Origin of the sequence: Kribbella amoyensis, from assembly GCF_007828865.1 — a bacterium.
Classification (GTDB): Bacteria; Actinomycetota; Actinomycetes; order Propionibacteriales; family Kribbellaceae; genus Kribbella; species Kribbella amoyensis.
Genome location: NZ_VIVK01000002.1, coordinates 324,727 through 341,493, shown reverse-complemented (window position 1 = coordinate 341,493; position 16,767 = coordinate 324,727). Strand labels below are relative to the sequence as shown.

The 16,767-nt window shown below is 69.9% G+C and carries 16 protein-coding genes; 5 read left to right on the top strand and 11 right to left on the bottom strand.

Annotated elements, in window-relative coordinates; genetic code table 11:
• Positions 1–97 precede the first annotated feature (97 nt).
• Together FB561_RS31860 and FB561_RS31855 are read right to left on the bottom strand one after the other, a co-directional pair.
• Entirely contained in the window at positions 98–1,954 is a 1,857-nt protein-coding gene (locus FB561_RS31860; RefSeq protein ID WP_145813751.1) for an alpha/beta hydrolase, read from the bottom strand.
• A 99-nt stretch (positions 1,955–2,053) separates the two neighbouring features.
• A complete protein-coding gene (locus FB561_RS31855) occupies positions 2,054–2,737 on the bottom strand; it encodes an NBR1-Ig-like domain-containing protein (RefSeq protein WP_145813750.1) in 684 nt (227 codons plus the stop codon).
• A 176-nt stretch (positions 2,738–2,913) separates the two neighbouring features.
• On the opposite strand from FB561_RS31855, the gene FB561_RS31850 reads away from it, so the two are divergent.
• Together FB561_RS31850 and FB561_RS31845 are read left to right on the top strand one after the other, a co-directional pair.
• Complete coding sequence (locus FB561_RS31850) at positions 2,914–3,402, top strand: CHAP domain-containing protein (protein ID WP_145813749.1); 489 nt, start codon at positions 2,914–2,916, stop codon at positions 3,400–3,402.
• An 88-nt stretch (positions 3,403–3,490) separates the two neighbouring features.
• The gene (locus FB561_RS31845) at positions 3,491–4,186 is read left to right on the top strand and encodes a CHAP domain-containing protein (protein WP_145813748.1); all 696 of its coding nucleotides are present in this window, start codon (positions 3,491–3,493) and stop codon (positions 4,184–4,186) included.
• A 117-nt stretch (positions 4,187–4,303) separates the two neighbouring features.
• Here the strand turns inward: FB561_RS31845 and FB561_RS31840 are convergent, their stop codons facing one another.
• Positions 4,304–5,287: a LacI family DNA-binding transcriptional regulator gene (locus FB561_RS31840; RefSeq protein WP_145813747.1), complete on the bottom strand. Its 984-nt coding sequence runs from the start codon at positions 5,285–5,287 to the stop codon at positions 4,304–4,306.
• A 170-nt stretch (positions 5,288–5,457) separates the two neighbouring features.
• Between FB561_RS31840 and FB561_RS31835 the strand changes: the two genes are divergently transcribed.
• The 3 genes from FB561_RS31835 to FB561_RS31825 are packed head-to-tail and all read left to right on the top strand — an operon-like array spanning position 5,458 to position 8,671.
• Entirely contained in the window at positions 5,458–6,423 is a 966-nt protein-coding gene (locus FB561_RS31835; protein ID WP_202880961.1) for a carbohydrate ABC transporter permease, read from the top strand.
• Positions 6,404–7,348: a carbohydrate ABC transporter permease gene (locus FB561_RS31830; protein WP_238335251.1), complete on the top strand. Its 945-nt coding sequence runs from the start codon at positions 6,404–6,406 to the stop codon at positions 7,346–7,348. Before FB561_RS31835 ends, FB561_RS31830 begins: the two co-directional genes overlap by 20 nt.
• A gap of 9 nt (positions 7,349–7,357) precedes the next feature.
• Positions 7,358–8,671, top strand: a complete 1,314-nt coding sequence (locus FB561_RS31825) for an ABC transporter substrate-binding protein (protein ID WP_145813746.1) — start codon at positions 7,358–7,360, stop codon at positions 8,669–8,671.
• An 84-nt stretch (positions 8,672–8,755) separates the two neighbouring features.
• Here the strand turns inward: FB561_RS31825 and egtD are convergent, their stop codons facing one another.
• The 8 genes from egtD to FB561_RS31785 all read right to left on the bottom strand — a co-directional run bounded on the left by egtD (position 8,756) and on the right by FB561_RS31785 (position 16,700).
• The gene (egtD, locus tag FB561_RS31820) at positions 8,756–9,721 is read right to left on the bottom strand and encodes an L-histidine N(alpha)-methyltransferase (RefSeq protein WP_145813745.1); all 966 of its coding nucleotides are present in this window, start codon (positions 9,719–9,721) and stop codon (positions 8,756–8,758) included.
• The gene (egtC, locus tag FB561_RS31815; RefSeq protein WP_145813744.1) at positions 9,718–10,482 is read right to left on the bottom strand and encodes an ergothioneine biosynthesis protein EgtC; all 765 of its coding nucleotides are present in this window, start codon (positions 10,480–10,482) and stop codon (positions 9,718–9,720) included. Before egtC ends, egtD begins: the two co-directional genes overlap by 4 nt.
• Complete coding sequence (gene egtB, locus FB561_RS31810; RefSeq protein ID WP_145813743.1) at positions 10,482–11,816, bottom strand: ergothioneine biosynthesis protein EgtB; 1,335 nt, start codon at positions 11,814–11,816, stop codon at positions 10,482–10,484. Before egtB ends, egtC begins: the two co-directional genes overlap by 1 nt.
• Entirely contained in the window at positions 11,813–13,039 is a 1,227-nt protein-coding gene (locus FB561_RS31805) for a glutamate-cysteine ligase family protein (protein WP_145813742.1), read from the bottom strand. Before FB561_RS31805 ends, egtB begins: the two co-directional genes overlap by 4 nt.
• A 153-nt stretch (positions 13,040–13,192) precedes the next feature.
• Complete coding sequence (locus FB561_RS31800; RefSeq protein ID WP_145813741.1) at positions 13,193–13,858, bottom strand: (2Fe-2S)-binding protein; 666 nt, start codon at positions 13,856–13,858, stop codon at positions 13,193–13,195.
• Positions 13,855–14,631, bottom strand: coding sequence for an ABC transporter ATP-binding protein (locus FB561_RS31795; protein ID WP_145813740.1), 777 nt, complete (start codon positions 14,629–14,631; stop codon positions 13,855–13,857). Before FB561_RS31795 ends, FB561_RS31800 begins: the two co-directional genes overlap by 4 nt.
• Before the next feature lie 3 nt (positions 14,632–14,634).
• Positions 14,635–15,708 (bottom strand): FecCD family ABC transporter permease, encoded by a 1,074-nt coding sequence (locus FB561_RS31790; protein ID WP_238335250.1) that lies wholly within the window; start codon positions 15,706–15,708, stop codon positions 14,635–14,637.
• Positions 15,705–16,700 carry a FecCD family ABC transporter permease gene (locus FB561_RS31785; protein ID WP_238335249.1) on the bottom strand — a complete coding sequence of 332 codons (996 nt, stop codon included), beginning with the start codon at positions 16,698–16,700 and terminating at the stop codon, positions 15,705–15,707. The genes FB561_RS31790 and FB561_RS31785 overlap by 4 nt, the downstream gene beginning before the upstream one ends.
• Positions 16,701–16,767 lie beyond the last annotated feature (67 nt).

Below are 16,767 nucleotides of genomic sequence, written 5' to 3'. Positions count from 1 at the left end.
CACTCACCAACCGCCGCGACGGACGGTCCCCTTCGCCGGCCGAGCGGTGCTCGCCCGGCCGGCGTGAGGTTGGTGAGTGATGGAGGTCCGGGTCCTCCTACCGCAGCGAACCGGCGGCGACCGTGTCCAGCGCCTGCTGGAGCAGCGGGCTCACCTTGCCCGGGTTCGCCTTCGTCTTCGGCAGCTTGACCGCGTTGCCGTCCACCGGCCCGTCGACCGGGTAGACCGACAGCTCGGCCGGCAACGGACTGGTCCCGCACACCGCGTCCTTGCCGGGCAGCTCACCCGTGAACACGAACCGGTCCCCGATCTCCTCGGCACAGGCCGACGCGGACCCGACGTACTGACCGTGCTGGCCCTCGTCGTCGATGGCAACGAACCGGGTCGCCCGCAAGGTGTCGTTGTGCGTCCGCAGAGCACCCTCGTACGCCGTGGCCGGGTCCAGCTCACCCTGCACCATCAGCATCCGCGGCGACCCCTTCAGGTCGAGGTTGCGGTCCTGCGGCTCGTACGGCCAGAAGGCGCACATCGGCACCCCGTTCATGTAACCGAAGAAGTCGTACTTCCTGGCCATCTTGTCGGCCTCGCGCAGGTAGAACTTCGGGTCCGGGTTCCACGCGGTGTCGTTGCACCGCACCGTGGTCCCGATCGCGCCGAGGTTCACCGGCTGGTCGCCCGAGGTCGCCTTCGCCGCGGTCGCCCGGGCGTCGGCCAGCACGTCCTTGAGCGAGTCCACCTGGGTCGCGGCCACGGTGCTCGCGGCGGCCGCGGTCACGCCGTACCGGGCGCGGATCGCGGCGAGGGTGTCGAAGGCCTGCAGTTCCGGGGCGAGCCGGGCCCAGGCGCGGTCGACGTGCCGCAGCTCGATCTCGCCGGCCGTGCCCGGGTCCTTGGTGTACTCGTCGTGCACCAGGATGTCGAGGGTGGCCCGGATGAACCGGACGTTGCCGTAGATCGTGCTGTAGATGGTGCCGTCCAGGTTGTCACCGCGGACCGAGCTCTCGCCCTCCTTGACCAAGGTCACCAGCGACGCGCGGATCCCGTTGTACCGGGCCTTCACCTGGGCCGGGGTACCGCCGAGGCCCTGGATCTGGTCGGCGTGCCGGGCGATCCACGGGAACAGCTGGGTGTCGCGGCGGCGCTGGCCGGAGAACGGGTCGAAGTTCACGTTGTCCCACTGGGTGTGGGTCCAGTCCATGTTCGAGTCGATCACGAACCGGCCGACCCTCGACGGGTAGGTGTCGGCGTACCAGCCGCCGAGCCAGGTGCCGTAGCTGTACCCGATGAAGTTCAGCTGACGGGCCTTGAACAGCGCGCGCAGGAAGTCCATGTCGTACACGGTCTGCTGGCTGCTGACGAACTGGCCGAACTCCTTGGCCGAGCAGGCGTCGGAGTACAGCTTGGCCTCGGCCACCTCGACCTGGTGGGTGAGCTTGGTGCGCTCCTTGTAGTCGGGCGTCACCGGCAGCGCGTTCAGCGCCTCGGCCGTGGTGACGCACTGCAGCGGCGTGCTCTGGCCGAAGCCGCGCGGGTCGAAGCCGAGCAGGTCGAAGTCGGAGAACAGCTGCGGCTTGTCCGTCCCGAGCGCGGCCGACAGGGTCAGGCCGGCGCCACCGGGGCCGCCGGGGTTGGTGGTCATCAGGCCCTTGGAGGTGCCGGTGGCCTTGCTGTACGAGATGGCCACCTCCACGTCCGGGTGCGCGTCCGGGTGGGCCCAGTCCATCGGGACCTTCACCTTCGCGCAGTTCGTGGTCGGGGCCTGCGGGTACAGCGCCTTGACCGCGGCGTCGAACGAACAGACCGACCAGGTGATCGGCTGGTCGAGGTAACGCTGCGGGATGGACGGGGTCGGCGGGTCCGACGGTTTCGGCGCCGCCGTGGCAGTGGTGGCGGTGAGCAACGGCGCGACCAAAAGCGCCGCCAGCGCCACCGCGATCTTCTGAGGTCTGAGCACTACGCACTCCTGATGCCGGGCGGACAGGTTGCAGCAACTTATGCGGTTTCCTACCCCGGAGTGAAGGGGTTTGCCGCTGTACAAGGGCAAACCCGCGAACTACAGCTCGTAAACGGTGAAGATCGTGCAGTACACCGGCGGTGATTCCAGGCCCGGGTAATACAACCGGCCGGCCTCGTCGGTGACCTTGAAATAGGCCGTCGACGCGCCCACCTGGGACGGCGCCTGCAGCGTCATCCGGACCGTGACCACCTCACCCGGATCGGCGTTCGGCAACCGGGCGCGTTGCGGCGAGCGCAGCCAGCCCGGCGTCGCCGCAGCGCCCTGGCGGGTCAGCCAGCGGCCCGACCACGGGCGCTCGCCGCTGTTCCGGATCTGCCAGGTCTTCTCGAACTCCTCGTCCCGGCAGACCCTGGTCCCGTCCGGCACGGTCTCGCCGACCAGCTCGGCGCGGTCCTCGGGATGGTGGTCCACCGGGACCGAACCACCGAGCAGCATCGGCTGGACGTGCCGGCGCAGATCCCGTTGCGACATGTCCTTTCCGGCCCGGACCGCGGCGTCCAGCTCGACCAGCTGGTTGACCAGCGCGTCCTCGGCGCCGAACGACACGTCGTACCACTCGATCAGCTCGCGGCTCGGTTTGGTGTGCCCGCGTTCGACCCGGGACAGGTGACCCTTGTCCCAGCCGGACAAGGTCGCCGCGCGGGTCAGCGGCACACCGGCGGCCTCCCGGAGCTCACGCATCCGGGAGCCGATCACATAGCGAGCCTGAGCTGGCCGCACGGCGCACTCCCCGCTCTCGCGGTTACTTATCTACACAATCTACCAAGTGATAGTAATTCGGTTTCTAGTTGCCTACTGCGACAATCCGATCACGCTCTGATTGTCTGCGGGGAGTACCGATTCGCCAAGTGAAACAGGCCCCTTCCAGCGCATTCCCAGAGCGAAAGGCAACCACCATGAGGACACTGCTGTCCCGCACCTTCGCGCGCTTCACGGTCACCGTCCTGCTCGGCGGCCTCGCCGTCTCCGGCGTCACCCTGCCGGCCACGGCCGGCCCGGAACCGACGGCCGCCACCACCGCGGTCAGTACGTACGGGCCGCAGTCCCGGGCCGACGACGCGATCGCCTGGTTCGCCGCCCGCAACGGCTCCACCTCGTACCAGGGGTACTGCGAGAAGGCGGTCGAGAACGCGTACGGCAAGACCGGGATCTACGCGTCGGCGATCGCGAACTGGAACGACGCCGTCCGCCGCGGCGCCGCCCACAAGGGTGATCTGAACCCGCCGAAGGGCGCGCTGGTGTTCTGGAACATCAGCTCCTACGGCCATGTCGGCCTGGCCACCGGCGACGGCTCGTTCTGGGCCACCAGCGTGAACGGCAGGATCGGCAAGGCGAAGCTGCCGTACTTCGCCAACTACCTCGGCTGGGCCCAGCCCAACTTCTGAGTAGTGGCGTGACCTCGTTGCCCACTGCGACAACGAGGTCACGCTCTGGTTCCCTGCGGGTAGGCAAACTCCCAGAAGGGACACCACCATGCGTACCGCCCTCATACGCATCACGGCCCGACTCACCGCCGTCACCTTGATCGGCGGCGCCGCCGTCCTCGGCGCCGGCACCCTCCCCGCCCACGCCGCCACCGGCACCGTGGTCACCGACAGCGGGACCGGTGTGACCATCCGGTCCGGCAACGCCACCACCTTCGGCGCGGTCGGCACCCAGCCCAACGGCCCGGTCGAGATCGACTGCCAGCTCTACGGCGAGCCGGTCACCGGCAAGTACGGCCGCAGCCTGATCTGGGACCACGTTCCCGGCAAGGGCTACATCTCCGACGCCTACGTCAACACCGGCAGCTCCGGCCTGGTCGCCCCGCTCTGCACCAGCAACCCACGCGCCGACAAGGCGATCGCGTGGTACTCCGCCCGCAACGGTTCCACGGCGTTCCAGGGGTACTGCGAGATGGCCGCCGAGAACTCCTACGGCAAGACCGGGATCTACGCGTCGGCCAAGGCGAACTGGAACGACGCCGTCGCCCGCGGCGCCGCCCATCGCGGCGACCTGAACCCACCGAAGGGCGCCCTGGTCTTCTGGGACCTCGCCGCCCCCTACGGCCATGTCGGCGTCGCCCGCGGTGACGGGTACTTCTGGGCCACCAGCGTCGGCGGCAAGATCGGCCTCGCCAAACTCCCGTACTTCAACAGCTACCTCGGCTGGGCCTGGCCGAACTTCTGACCTCGCTGAACCGGCGCCCGGTCGTCTCCGCCCCTCCGACCGGGCGCTTCAGCCTGCGGTCGCCATCCTGGTCCGACGGTACCGACGTCGCTATCAGAGCGGACGCTGGTTCTCCTCTCAGCGGAACGGTGGGCGTTCGCCGGAACCGCGGGTGATCAGGGCGCACGGCAACACGATGCGCTGCGGCGGCCGGGTGTCCGCGTTGGCCGCGCGATCGAGCAACAGCCGGGCCGCGGTCCGGCCGAGCTCGGCGGTGTCGGAGGCAACGACCGTGACCGGGATCGGCAGCATGTCCGCCATCCGGAAGTCGTCGAAGCCGACCACGGCCGGCTGCCGGTCGGTCTCGCGCAGTGCCCGAAGCACGCCCTCGGCAACGAAGTTGGTGGAGGCGAACACCGCGGTCGGCGGATCCGGCCGGTGCATCAGTTCGCTGGTCGCCTTCTCGGCCGCCTCCGCGGTGCCCTCGGGCAGCTGGACGACGAGCGACTCGTCCACGTCCAGCCCGGCGGAGCGATGCGCCCGCCGGTACCCACGCAACCTGCGGCCGGTGGTGTAGTACGACGGCGCGAGCAGGATCGCGATCCGCCGATGACCCTGGCCCAGCAGGTGTTCGGTGGCGAGCCGGCCGCCGCCCTCGTTGTCGACCATCACGATGTCGGCCTCGATCCCGTGCGCCGGCCGGTCGACGAACACCACCGGCACCCCGGCCCCGGTCAGGAACGAGTGGTCGCCCTGGTCCGGCACGATCATCAGCCCGGCGACCTGCCGGCCGACCAGTTCCTGGATCGCCCGCTTCTCCCCCTCGGGATCCTCGTCGACCGAGCCGAGCACGACCGCGAACCCGGACTGCCCGGCCACCTCGAGCGACGCCTTCGCGATCGAGGCGTAGAAGGGGTTGGTCAGGTCACCGAGCACCAGGGCCAGGCTGGACGACTTCTTGCCCGGCCGCAGCGCCCGGGCCACCTCGTTGCGCTGGAAGCCCAGTTCGTCGATCGCGACCCGGACCCGGCTGGCGGTCTCCGCCCGGACGCCGGCGCCGCCGTTGACCACCCGCGACACCGTGCCGAGCCCGACGCCGGCCCGCTTGGCGACGTCGATCATCGTCGGGCGGCTGGACTCCGGTGGCTTTGGAAACGTTTCGGACACAGGGTTGACTTCCCTCTCACGACACGGCATCGTCACACAACACTAAGCCGTTGGAAACGTTACCGTCCAGGAGGCAGGATGCATCGTTGCTCATTCGCCGCACCAGCGGGACGGAGGACCGGGCGATGGCAGTGACTGCCTCGGCGCCGCCTCGCGGACGGCGGAAGAAGGCACCCGGCCGGGGCGGAATGAGCCGGAACGCCGGCTCGGACACCCGAGCGGCGTACCTGTTCATCGCGCCGGCGATCATCGGGTTCACCGTGTTCGTGGTGTATCCGCTGATCCGCTCGTTCTACCTGTCGTTGACCAAGTACAACGGCCTGACCGATCCGGTCTTCGTCGGTTTCGACAACTTCCGCCGGCTGTTCACCGTGGACCCGGCGTTCTGGCCGTCGTTGCGGGCGACCGGCTACCTGGTGGTGCTGTACGTCCCGCTCTCGCTGGCGATCGGGCTGGCGCTGGCGATGTTCTGCAACCAGCGGTTCGCCGGGGTCCGGATCGTCCGCACGCTGGCATACCTGCCGGTGGTGCTGCCCGCGGTCGCCACGATCACGCTGTGGAAGTTCATGCTCAACCCCCAGGTCGGGCTGGTGAACACGATCCTGGAGAAGCTGCACCTGCCGACGAGTTCCTGGCTCGGCAGTTCGACGATGTCGATGCCGTCGATCGTGCTGGTGATGCTGTGGGGCGTCGGCGGCACGATGATCATCTTCCTGGCCGCGCTGCAGGCGGTACCGACCGAGCTGTACGAGGCGGCCAAGGTGGACGGGGCCGGGTCGGCGTCGGTGTTCTTCCGGATCACCCTGCCGATGATCAGCCCGATCATGTTGCTGCAGGTGATCCTGCAGACCACAGCCGCGCTGCAGACGTTCAACCAGCCGAAGATCCTCACCGGCGGCGGACCCGGCTTCAGTACCAACGTGCTGATGCTGTCGATCTACAACAACGGCTTCTCCAACCTGGGCCGGATTCCCCAACTGGGGTACGCGTCCGCGCAGGTGTGGGTGCTGTTCGTGATCATCATCGCCGTCATCGCCCTGACCGCGAAGTTCTCCTCGCTCTGGACCTACAGTGACAACACTCCCGACTGACGCCGCCGAGGCGAATGCCCTCGCCGACTCCCCCGACCGCGCCGAGGCGAACCGGCGGACGCCGGACTCCCGGCCACCGCGCCGGCGCCGCCCGGTCCGGACCGCGTCCTGGTACGTGACCGCGCTGTTCATCTGTTCCGTCATGGTGGTCCCGCTGCTGTGGATGATCACCATCGGGCTGAAGAGCAGGACGGCCGTCTTCGAGGTCCCGCCGCGGCTGCTGCCGCACGAGTTCAACTGGAGCAACTTCATCGACGGGCCGAAGGCGATCAACTTCGGCCAGTTGTTGCTCAACTCAACGATCATCACGGTGCTCTGCGTCCTCGGCGGGGTGCTGACCGCGATGATGGCCGGGTACGCGCTGGCCCGGTTGCGGTTCCCGGGCCGCAAGCTGTGGTTCTACCTGTTCGTCGGCAGCATGTTGCTGCCCGGGGTGGTCGGCCTGATCCCGCTGTTCCAGCTGTACAAGAGCATCGGCTGGTACGACACCTGGCTGCCGCTGATCGTGCCGGCCTTCCTCGGCGGCAACCCGTTGTTCATCTTCCTGGCCCGGCAGTACTTCCTGGCCATCCCGTACTCGATCGACGAGGCGGCCAAGATCGACGGCGCCGGGCACTTCCGGATCTTCACCCAGGTGATGCTGCCGCTGACCCGGCCGGCCTGGATCACGATGGCGATCCTGGCGTTCCAGGCGTCCTGGAACGACTTCCTCAACCCGCTGGTCTACCTGTACTCCTCGGAGAAGTGGCCGCTCGCGGTCGGGATGGCGTCGTTCATCTCCGCCTTCGCCGGCCAAACGCCGGACTGGAGCTACTACATGGCCACCAACCTGCTCTACATGCTGCCGCCGCTGATCATCTTCTTCGCCGCGCAGCGCTACTTCATCCAGGGCCTCGGCTCGCTCGGCAGCACGACCCAGAAATAAGGCGCAGAAATGAGGAACACGAGAGTGAAGACGAAGATCATCGGTACCGCGCTGGCGTGCGCGGGATTGCTGACGGCCACGGCCTGCGGCGGGTCCGACTCCGGCGGCAGCGCCGACGGCCCGGTCACCGTCACCGTGATGACCTGGGAGTCCGCCGAGACCAACGCCGCGATCAAGAAGGCGCTGGAGGGGTTCAAGGACGACAACATCACCGTGACCATGGTCGACACCCCGAGCGGCGGGTACGGCGACAAGCTCGCGTCGCTGACCCAGGCGAAGAAGCTGCCGGACCTGTTCTGGTGCGGCAACGACACCGAGCAGCAGTACACCTCGCAGGGTCTGCTGGTCGACTGGTCGAAGCGCATCACCGACGGCGAGGGCGACTTCAAGGCCGACAAGTTCGTCGGCTCCGCGATCGAGAACTGGAAGACCGCGGACGGCCAGATGGGCGGTCTGCCGTCGCTGATGAACACCTACGGCGTCTGGTACAACGCGGACGCGTTCAAGGCGGCCGGCCTGGCCGAGCCGAAGACCGGCTGGACCTGGGACGACATGTACTCGGCGGCCGGCCAACTGGCGAACAAGGGTGGCGCGAAGTACGGCCTGGTGGCGGACCAGCTCACCTCCCTGGACGGCCCGTTCACGATGAGCATGTACTCGGTGTCCGCGGGCGGCGCGCCGTTCACCGACAACGTGAACCACCCGACCAAGGCCGAGGCGGACGACAAGTTCACCGAGGGCGTCACCAAGCTGGTCGACTCGATCAAGTCCGGCGCCGTCGCCCCGCCCGGCTATGACGCCTCCAACGTGCAGGCGCTGTTCTCGGCCGGCAAGGTGCCGATGATGTTCGGTGGCCAGTGGCTCGCGGCCGGCTTCCAGACCGACAAGCCGAAGATCAAGTACGGCTTCGTCCCGTTCCCGCAGGTGACCACGCCGGCCACCCTGTTCGACTCGGTCGGCATCTGCACCCCGCAGTACACGGCCAACGAGGACGCGACGTACAAGGTGCTCGAGTACATCAACACCAAGGTGTGGGACGCGGTGCTGCCGGCCTCGCCGGTCGCGCCCCCGGCGTACACGCCGGCCCAGGAGAGCTACTACAACGCGCTGACCAAGGCCGGTCAGACCACGGTCGTCGACACGGTGAAGGCCGACCTGGCCGCGGAGAAGACGGTGGGCGTCCGGTTCACCACGCAATGGGCGTCGCAGGTCGGTGACCTCACCACCGCGATGTACCAGCCGATCCTGACCGGGAAGAAGCCGGTCTCGGACCTGCCCGCCTACGTCGGCAAGATCAACGACCTGATCAAGCAAGCCGGCTGATCGAGCCGGCGAGCTGACCAGAACCACGAGGGCTCGGCCGGAGCGCCACTCCGGCCGAGCCCTCGCGCGTGCTGTCCCGGGTGCTCAGACGGCTTGCCAGAGCGACAGCGCGTACCGCTCCGCTTCGTCGGTCCACCAGGCACCCGGGGTGAACCCGGCCTTGCCCAGCTCGGCCTCCACGCCGTACCGGTGGAACTTGGCGGAGATCTCGGTACTCAGTTCCTCGCCCTCGGCGAACTCCACCTCGAGCCGGATCTCCGGGATCAGCACCCGCATCGCCTTGTCGGCCCGCAGGTGCATCTCGATCCACTCGTTGTCCGGGTCCCAGACGGCGACGTGGCTGAACGCCTCCACGTCGAAGTCGGCGCCGAGCTGCCGGTTCAGCACCCGCAGTACGTTCCGGTTGAACTCGGCCGTCACGCCCGCGCTGTCGTCGTACGCCGCGACCAGGGTGGCCGGGTCCTTCACCAGGTCGGTCCCGAGCAGCAGCCACTCGCCGGGCTCGAGCACCTCGCGGATCGAGGCGTAGAAGGTCTCCCGTTCGGCCGGGATCAGGTTGCCGATGGTGCCGCCGAGGAACGCGACCACGCGGGGCGCCTCCCCGGGCAGCTTGTCCAGGTGCGCGGTGAAGTCGCCGACCACCCCGTGCACGGTGAGCGCCGGGTAGTCCGTGTTGATCGCCGCGGCCGCCTCGCGCAACGCGGACTCGGACACGTCCAGCGGGACGAACGTGGTCAGCGTGCCGTGGTCCCGCAGTCCGTCGAGCAGCAACCGGGTCTTCTCCGAGGACCCGGATCCCAGCTCGACCAGGGTGTGCGCGCCGGTGAGCTGGGCGATCTCGGCCGACCGGGCCCGCAGGATCTCCCGCTCGGCCCGGCTCGGGTAGTACTCCGGGAGCCTCGTGATCTCCTCGAAGAGCTCGCTCCCCCGGGCGTCGTAGAACCATTTCGGGGCCAGCCACTTCGGATCCGCGGTGAGGCCGGCCCGGGCGTCCGCCCGCAACGCGCGGGCGGCGTAGTCCGGGGTGAGCTGAACGTCGATCAGGGTCACTGTCGTCCTTCCCTCTGCAGAGGCTTGATGGCGTACGAGGTGCTGGTTGCGGTGAGCAATGATTTGTCCGGGATCTCCAGCCAGTCGGGATCGTCGCGGATCCACGGCTCGGAGCTGACGGTGACCGAGTCCGCGGTCCGGCGGACCCACAGGGAGTGGATCCAGGTGGTGGCGACGAGGTGTTCGCCGTCGGTCAGCAGGACGTTGAGCCGCGACTCGGGCGCCGCGGCGGCGACCTCACCGACGACGGTCGCGACCACTTCGGCCGCGCTGTCGGCGCCGTCAGAGAGGCGGGCCTGGATGAGGGCCCAGAGCAGGGCCGAGTCCATCGGGGCGTCCAGGGTGAGCAGGTCGGTCACCGGAAGCCGCTCGGCCAGCTTCTCGACCGAGGCGGGCCAGCCGGAGATCAGGCCGTTGTGGCTGAAGGCCCAGCGGCCGTGCGTGAACGGTGCGACCGCCGACTCCCCCAGCGGCATCCCGACGGTCCCGTTCCGGATGGCCGCGAGGACCGCGCCGGAGCGTACCGATCGGGCCACCGCGGGCAGCGACTCGTCCGCCCAGATCGGCACGCTGCGTCTGTACCTGACCGGCTGGGCGTCGGCCCCGTCGTACCAGGCGAGGCCGAAGCCGTCGGCGTTGACGCTGCCGCCGCCGCGCATGTCCCACGGCGCCCAGCTCTGCTCGTAGAGCGAGTGCGGTGGATCGAGGACCAGCGACGCCAGGGTGACCGGCGGGCCGAGGTACGCGAGGTGACGGCACACTAGGCGAGCTCCGCGGGGCGGGGGTCACGGGCACAGCGGAAACCGGCGAAGATCTGCCGCCGGATCGGGTAGTCCCAGTTCCGGAAGGTGCTCCGGGCCACCACCTCGTCGGTACCGAACGAGCCGCCGCGGAGGATCTTGTAGTCGGGACCGAAGAAGACCAGCGAGTACTCGTCGTACGGGAACGCGCGGAAGCCCGGGTACGGCCGGAAGTCGCTGCTGGTCCACTCCCAGACGTCACCGATCAGCTGCTCGACGCCGAGCGGCGAGGCACCGGCCGGGTACGCGCCGGTCGGGGCCGGACCGAGGTGGCGCTGGCCCAGGTTCGCGTGCTGTGGGCCCGGACTGTCGTCGCCCCAGGGGAACCGCCTGGTCCGCCCGGTCGACGGGTCGAACCGGGCCGCGAACTCCCACTCCTCCTCGGTCGGCAGCCGCTTGCCGGCCCACTTCGCGTACGCCTCGGCCTCGTAGAAGCAGACGTGCATGACCGGTTCGTCCAGCGGGAGCAGCTCCTGGTGCCCGAAGCGGGTGCGCATCCAGTGGCCGTCCACCTGGTCCCAGAACCGCGGGCCGGTGAGCGACGCCTTCTGGACGTGCGCCCAGCCCGCGTCGGACCACCACTGCTGGTCCTGGTACCCACCGCCGAGCACGAACTTCAGGTAGTCGCCGTTACTCACCGGCGCGGTGTCGATGAAGTACGGCGCGACGCGGACCGAGTGCGCGGGGCGCTCGTTGTCCAGCGCCCACGGCTCGACCGACGTCCCCAGCTCGAACACGCCCCCTGGGACGAGGACCTCGGGGGCCGCGAGCCGCCGGCCGGGCGGTGGCGGCGGGGCGTCGAGGACGGGCAGGCCGGCCCGCAACTGGTGAGTGGCCAGCATCGTCTCGTCGTGCTGCTGCTCGTGCTGGACGATCATGCCGAAGGCGAACCCGTTGTCGACCAGCTCGCGCCCCTGGTCGAACCGGACGTGGTCGAGCACGTCGAGCACCTTGTCCCGCACCTCGCCGACGTACGTCCGGGTCTCGGCCGGACCGAGCAACGGCAGCGCCGGACGGTCGGCCCGGGCGTGCATGAACGCGTCGTACAGCTCGTCGATGTCCTGGCGGACCGGTTCGCGGCCACCCACGTCGCGGACCAGCCAGAGCTCCTCCTGGTTGCCGATGTGGGCGTAGTCCCAGACCAGCGGTGACATCAGCCGGGAGTGCTGCCGGACCAGGTCGTCGGTGTCGACCGCGTCGGTCAGCTGGACGGTCCGGCTCCGGGACCGTTCGAGCTGCTCGGCGACGAAGACGCGCAGCCCCTCGGTGGAGAGATCGGACAGTTGGTGGGTCATGATGCTCGCCTTCTGTGGGTGTCGTCGACGATGCGGTGCAGTCGGGTGGCGACCTGGTCGATCAGCTCAGGGGCGGCACCGGTGCGATCGAGCACGCTGGTCCCCAGCTCGACGACGTCCCGCGCGGCCTGCCGGACCAGCTCGTCGCCGAGCCCTTCGCGCGCCGCCGGGAACCAGCGCCCGGCGGCCGGACCGGCGGCAGCGAGCGCCCGGTCGACCACGGTGCGCTCGGACATCAACGCGGTGAGCAGCAGCACCGGGGGGATCCAGCCCTCACCGCTCTGGGCATCGAGGTATCGCACTTCGAGGTACCCACGCGGACGGACCGGTGGGAACAAGGTGGACAGGTGGTACTCGAGGTCGTCGTACGTCGGCCGGTCACCGGGCAACGCACCGTCGGCCCAGGCGCCGAAGCTGAGACCGGCCGGGGCGTCCCAGCTGTCGCCGCGGCGCAGGCAGAGGACGGGTGCTTCCATCGCCATCCGGGCCCACGCGGCGGCCGGGTCGGCGTCGAGCGGCGGCGGCTCGGTGAACGGGGCACAGGTGCCGAAGGTGGCCTCGGTCCGGGCGGAGGCCCACCCGGTGTCGGACCCGGCCCGCCGCCGGGAGTTGGCGAACAGCGCGACCATCACCGGGCCGAGGTCGTGCAGGGCCCGCCAGCGCAACGCGGTGTCACCGATCTCACCGGCGTCGAGGCAGATCTGCAGGCCGGCCGTGCTGCACATCATCCGGGGACCGTGCGGGCCGAGCCGCTGGAAGGCCCGCTCCATCGCGGCGTACCGGGGCACGGTCAGGATGCGGCGGGGAGTGCGGAACGGGTCCAGGCCGTGGGCGCCCGGGATCAGGTCCGCGTCGAGAAGAAGGGAAGTCAGCTGCGCCGCGTCGGCGGCGGTGTCGTCGATCAGTGCGGCCACGGAGGCCGAGGCGGGGCCGGAGATCTCCACCTGGCCACCCGGCTCCACGGTGACCAGTGCACCCCGGCCGAGCGGACGCTGCGGGCTGTCCGGAACCAGGGTGGTGGGCGCGTGATCGCCCAGGGCCTTGCTGAGATGACCGGCGTCGAGGGGCCGGTGCGGGTCGTCCGCGTGGTGCACGGTCCACTCCAGCTCGACGCCGTGCAACCGCGGTGGGCCGTGTTTGAAACAAACCATCGCGACGTATCCCTCCGCCTCGGCCCGGGAGCCGATCGGAGTCGTCGCCGGGGTCGAACCTGGCTCCGTCACGTCTGCGAACCTAACCCCGGCCCGCGCGACGGACAACCGGCGGCGGGTTACCCGTCGATGACGGCCTGACTTCCGGACAGTGTGGCTGGAAACTGCTCGGCTGGGACATGCGCGGCATGCTGCCCGACGGCACCGACAGTTTTCGTTCCCGCGTCAGGAAACGACGACGCGCGGGCAGCCGGTACAGGCCCGCACGTTCGGCAACGCGTAGAAGTAGCAGCACGACGTCCGCAGTTTCTGGTCCAGGTCGATGCCGAACTCCTCGGCCGCGCGGGCCGCGTGCACCGCTTCCGCCGGCATCCGCAACGCTGCCCGGAGCTCGTCGTCCACCGCGCCGAACCGCTGCCGTGAGCCGAGTTTCACACCCGGTAGGTAGCTGTCCGTGAACGCTCGCGTGTGGCTCTCGACCTGGCCGGCCGCTTCCTTCACCGACACCACGTCGGACGACAGCAACGCCACCTCGACCGGGTAGTGCGCGGTCGGGTGCCGCCGGAAGGCCAGCGACTCGGGCGACACGTCCGGTGACATCCCGGTGGCCGCCGCGGCCACGCCCGCAACGATGGAGGGCACCGAGACGTACCACATCAGCACGAACATCGCGGCCACCTGCACCGGCGTCTCCACGGCGTACTCGCGGCCGTAGTCGTCCAGCAGCGCCTGCCGCCAGGCGTACGTCGGGTCGCCGCCCGCCTGCTGGTCCCGCAGTAGCTTGGCGCAGGAGATCCACTCCGGCCCTGGTACGCCGTCGGCGGTGCGCACGGACATCCACGAGACCTCACCGTCGATGAGGTCCGCGAGGCGGTCCGCGGTGTAGGTCATGCCGACAGCGTACGGTCGGGAACGACGACCGGTGCGCCGCCCACCTCGACCACGGTGGCCCGCAGACCGAACACGTCGGCCAGCAGCCGCTCGCTGAGGATCTCCACCGGACGCCCCTGGGCAGCGATCCGGCCACCGCCCATCACGACCAGGTGGTCCGCGTACTGCGCGGCCAGGGTGAGGTCGTGCAGGACGGTGACCACGGTGCGTCCCGAGGTGTGCGCGGCCGCGTGGACGACGGACATCACGTCCACCGCGTGGGCCAGGTCGAGGTACGTGGTCGGCTCGTCCAGGAGCAGGTGTTCGGTCCCTTGCGCGAGCACCATCGCGATCCACACCCGCTGTCGTTGTCCGCCGGACAGCTGATCCACCGGCCGGTCCCGCAACTCCGCGAGCTCCACGGCGGACAGCGCGTCGTCGATCGCCTGCTGGTCCTCCGGGGTCAGCCGGGCGAACATCCCGCGATGCGGATGCCGGCCCCGCGCGACCAACTCGGCCGCGGTGATCCCCTCGGGCGTCACCGGTCCCTGCGGCAGGACACCGAGCTGCCGGGCCAGCTCACGCGCAGGGAGTACGTGGATGTCCTTGCCGTCGAGCAGGACGCGGCCGCTCTGCGGTTTGAGCAACCGGCTCATCCCCCGCAGCAGCGTGGACTTGCCGGAACCGTTCGGCCCGACCACGGCGGTCATCCGGCCCTTCGGTACCTCCAGGTCGAGTCCGGACACGACCGGCTCGTCGGTGCCGTACGCGAGGGTGAGGTTCTCGACGTGCACGGTTCAGCGTCCCTTCTGCTGACGGCCGATGAGGTGGAGCAGGTACGGCGCCCCGCAGGCGGCCGTCACGATGCCGACGGGCAACTCGTACGGACCGACCTGGAGCAGTTCCAGACCGTTGCGCGCGACCAGATCGGCCGCGGTGACGAAGAGCGCGCCCAGCATCGCGGTGGTCATCAGCGGCGGCCGGTCGGACTTCGCCAGCCGCTGCGCGATCTGCGGTGCCACCAACGCGACGAACGCGATCGGCCCCGCCCCCGCGGTCGCCATCGCGGCCAGCACGGTCGCGATGACGAGCAACACGATCCGGACCCGGGAGACCCGTACGCCCAGCGAGGACGCCACGTCGTCGCCGAGGACCAGGGCCTCCAGGCTCCGGTTGAACATCAGCGCGACCGGGAGCAGGACGAGTACGGCCAGCCCGACCGGTACGGCGTCGCTCCACGTCCGGGCGTTGAGCGAACCCGCGAGCCACGCCGCGGCGCGCCCCGCGTCGGTCACGTCGCCGATGACGAGCAGCCAGGCGACCAGCGAGTTCGCGGCCGCCGCGACGCCGACCCCGATCAGGACGACCCGGCCCGCGTCGACCACGCCCCGCTGGATCGACAACAGGCCGACCACCAACGTCGCGAGCAGTCCGCCGACGACCGCGGCGGTCGGGATCCCCACCTTCGCGGCGAACCCGGAGATGTTGCCGCCGCCGGTCCCCGCGAGCACGATCACCGCGACGGCGGCCGCGGCGGCACCCGAGTTCACGCCGACGATGTCCGGGCTGGCCAGCGGGTTCCGGGACAGGGTCTGCAGCAACGCGCCCGACACCGCGAACGCGATCCCGACCAGCAACCCGGTCGCCACCCGCGGCAGCCGCAACTCCAGCACGATCAACCTGGTCCCGGACCGGCCACCGCCGAGCAGGACGTCGACCACGTCCGCCACCGGGAGTTTCGTCGTACCGATGCTCAGTGACACCACCGCGATCGCGACGGCGGCCAGCGCGAACACGACGCTCAGCACGATCGGGCGCGGCTTGACCGTCGTCACCTGGTCCGCGGCCGTCACCTGCTCTGTCGCCGTCACAGGGCCACCGCCCGCCGCCGGACCACGAGCACGAACAACGGCGCGCCGACCAGCCCGAGTACGACGCCCGCCTGGACCTCACCGGCACCGCCGACCAACCGGCCGACCAGATCCGCCAGGATCAGCGCGGCCGCCCCGGTCAGGCCGGCGGCCGGAATCAGCCAGCTGTTCCGCGCGCCGAAGATCCGCCGGGCCACGTGGCCGGCGAGCAGCCCGAGGAAGCCGATCGGCCCGCAGGCGGCGACCCCGGCCGCGGTGAGCAGCCCGATCGCCAGCAACCCGACCAGCCGGGCCCGCCGGATCGACAAGCCGAGCCCGGCCGCGACGTCGTCGCCGAGCGCCAGCAGGTCCAGGTCCCGCGCGTTGATTGCCGCAAGCAACAACCCGATCAGCGCGAACGGCAGGACCTGCGCCGCGACGTCGAGACCCCGGCCCGCCACCGAACCGACGGCCCAGAACCGATACCCGTCCAGCGTGTTCGCGTCGAACAGCACGATCGAGGTCGTCAACGCACCGAGCAACGCGGCCACGGCGGCCCCCGTCAAGGCCAGCCCGACCGGCGTCGCCCCACTCCCCCGGGACGCCAGCCGCTGCACGCCGAACGTCGCCACCAGCGCCCCGATCAACGCGCACCACACGGTCGAACCCACCGAATCGGCGATCCCCAGCTGCAGCCCGAGCACGACGGCCAACGCGGCACCCGCACTCACCCCGAAGATGCCCGGCTCGGCCAGCGCGTTCCGGGTATGCCCCTGCATCAGCGCGCCCGCGACTCCCAGGCAGGCGCCGATCAGGACCGCGACGACGGTCCGCGGCAACCGCAGACTCCGGACGATCACGTCCGCGTCGGACCCGTTCGGATCGGCCAGCGCGTGCAGGACCGCGCCGATCCCGAGCCACCGTGATCCCAACGCCAGACTCGCCGCGAACGCGAGGACGACGACGAGTACCAACGCCGCCAGCGCGCCCGCGCGAAACCCTCGAATCCTCACCGGCCAGATCCTAGAGGAAGCGGTTAGGTAAGCCTTAGCTAGGTGCAGTAGGGTGCCGACGAATCGT

Bases quoted from the DNA above. Each gene is read 5' to 3' on its own strand.
- FB561_RS31850 (WP_145813749.1), top strand. From the start codon at position 2,914: ATGAGGACACTGCTGTCCCGCACCTTCGCGCGCTTCACGGTCACCGTC.
- FB561_RS31845 (WP_145813748.1), top strand. From the start codon at position 3,491: ATGCGTACCGCCCTCATACGCATCACGGCCCGACTCACCGCCGTCACC.
- FB561_RS31840 (WP_145813747.1), bottom strand. From the start codon at position 5,287: ATGATCGACGTCGCCAAGCGGGCCGGCGTCGGGCTCGGCACGGTGTCG.
- FB561_RS31835 (WP_202880961.1), top strand. From the start codon at position 5,458: ATGGCAGTGACTGCCTCGGCGCCGCCTCGCGGACGGCGGAAGAAGGCA.
- FB561_RS31825 (WP_145813746.1), top strand. From the start codon at position 7,358: ATGAGGAACACGAGAGTGAAGACGAAGATCATCGGTACCGCGCTGGCG.
- egtB (WP_145813743.1), bottom strand. From the start codon at position 11,816: ATGACCCACCAACTGTCCGATCTCTCCACCGAGGGGCTGCGCGTCTTC.
- FB561_RS31800 (WP_145813741.1), bottom strand. From the start codon at position 13,858: ATGACCTACACCGCGGACCGCCTCGCGGACCTCATCGACGGTGAGGTC.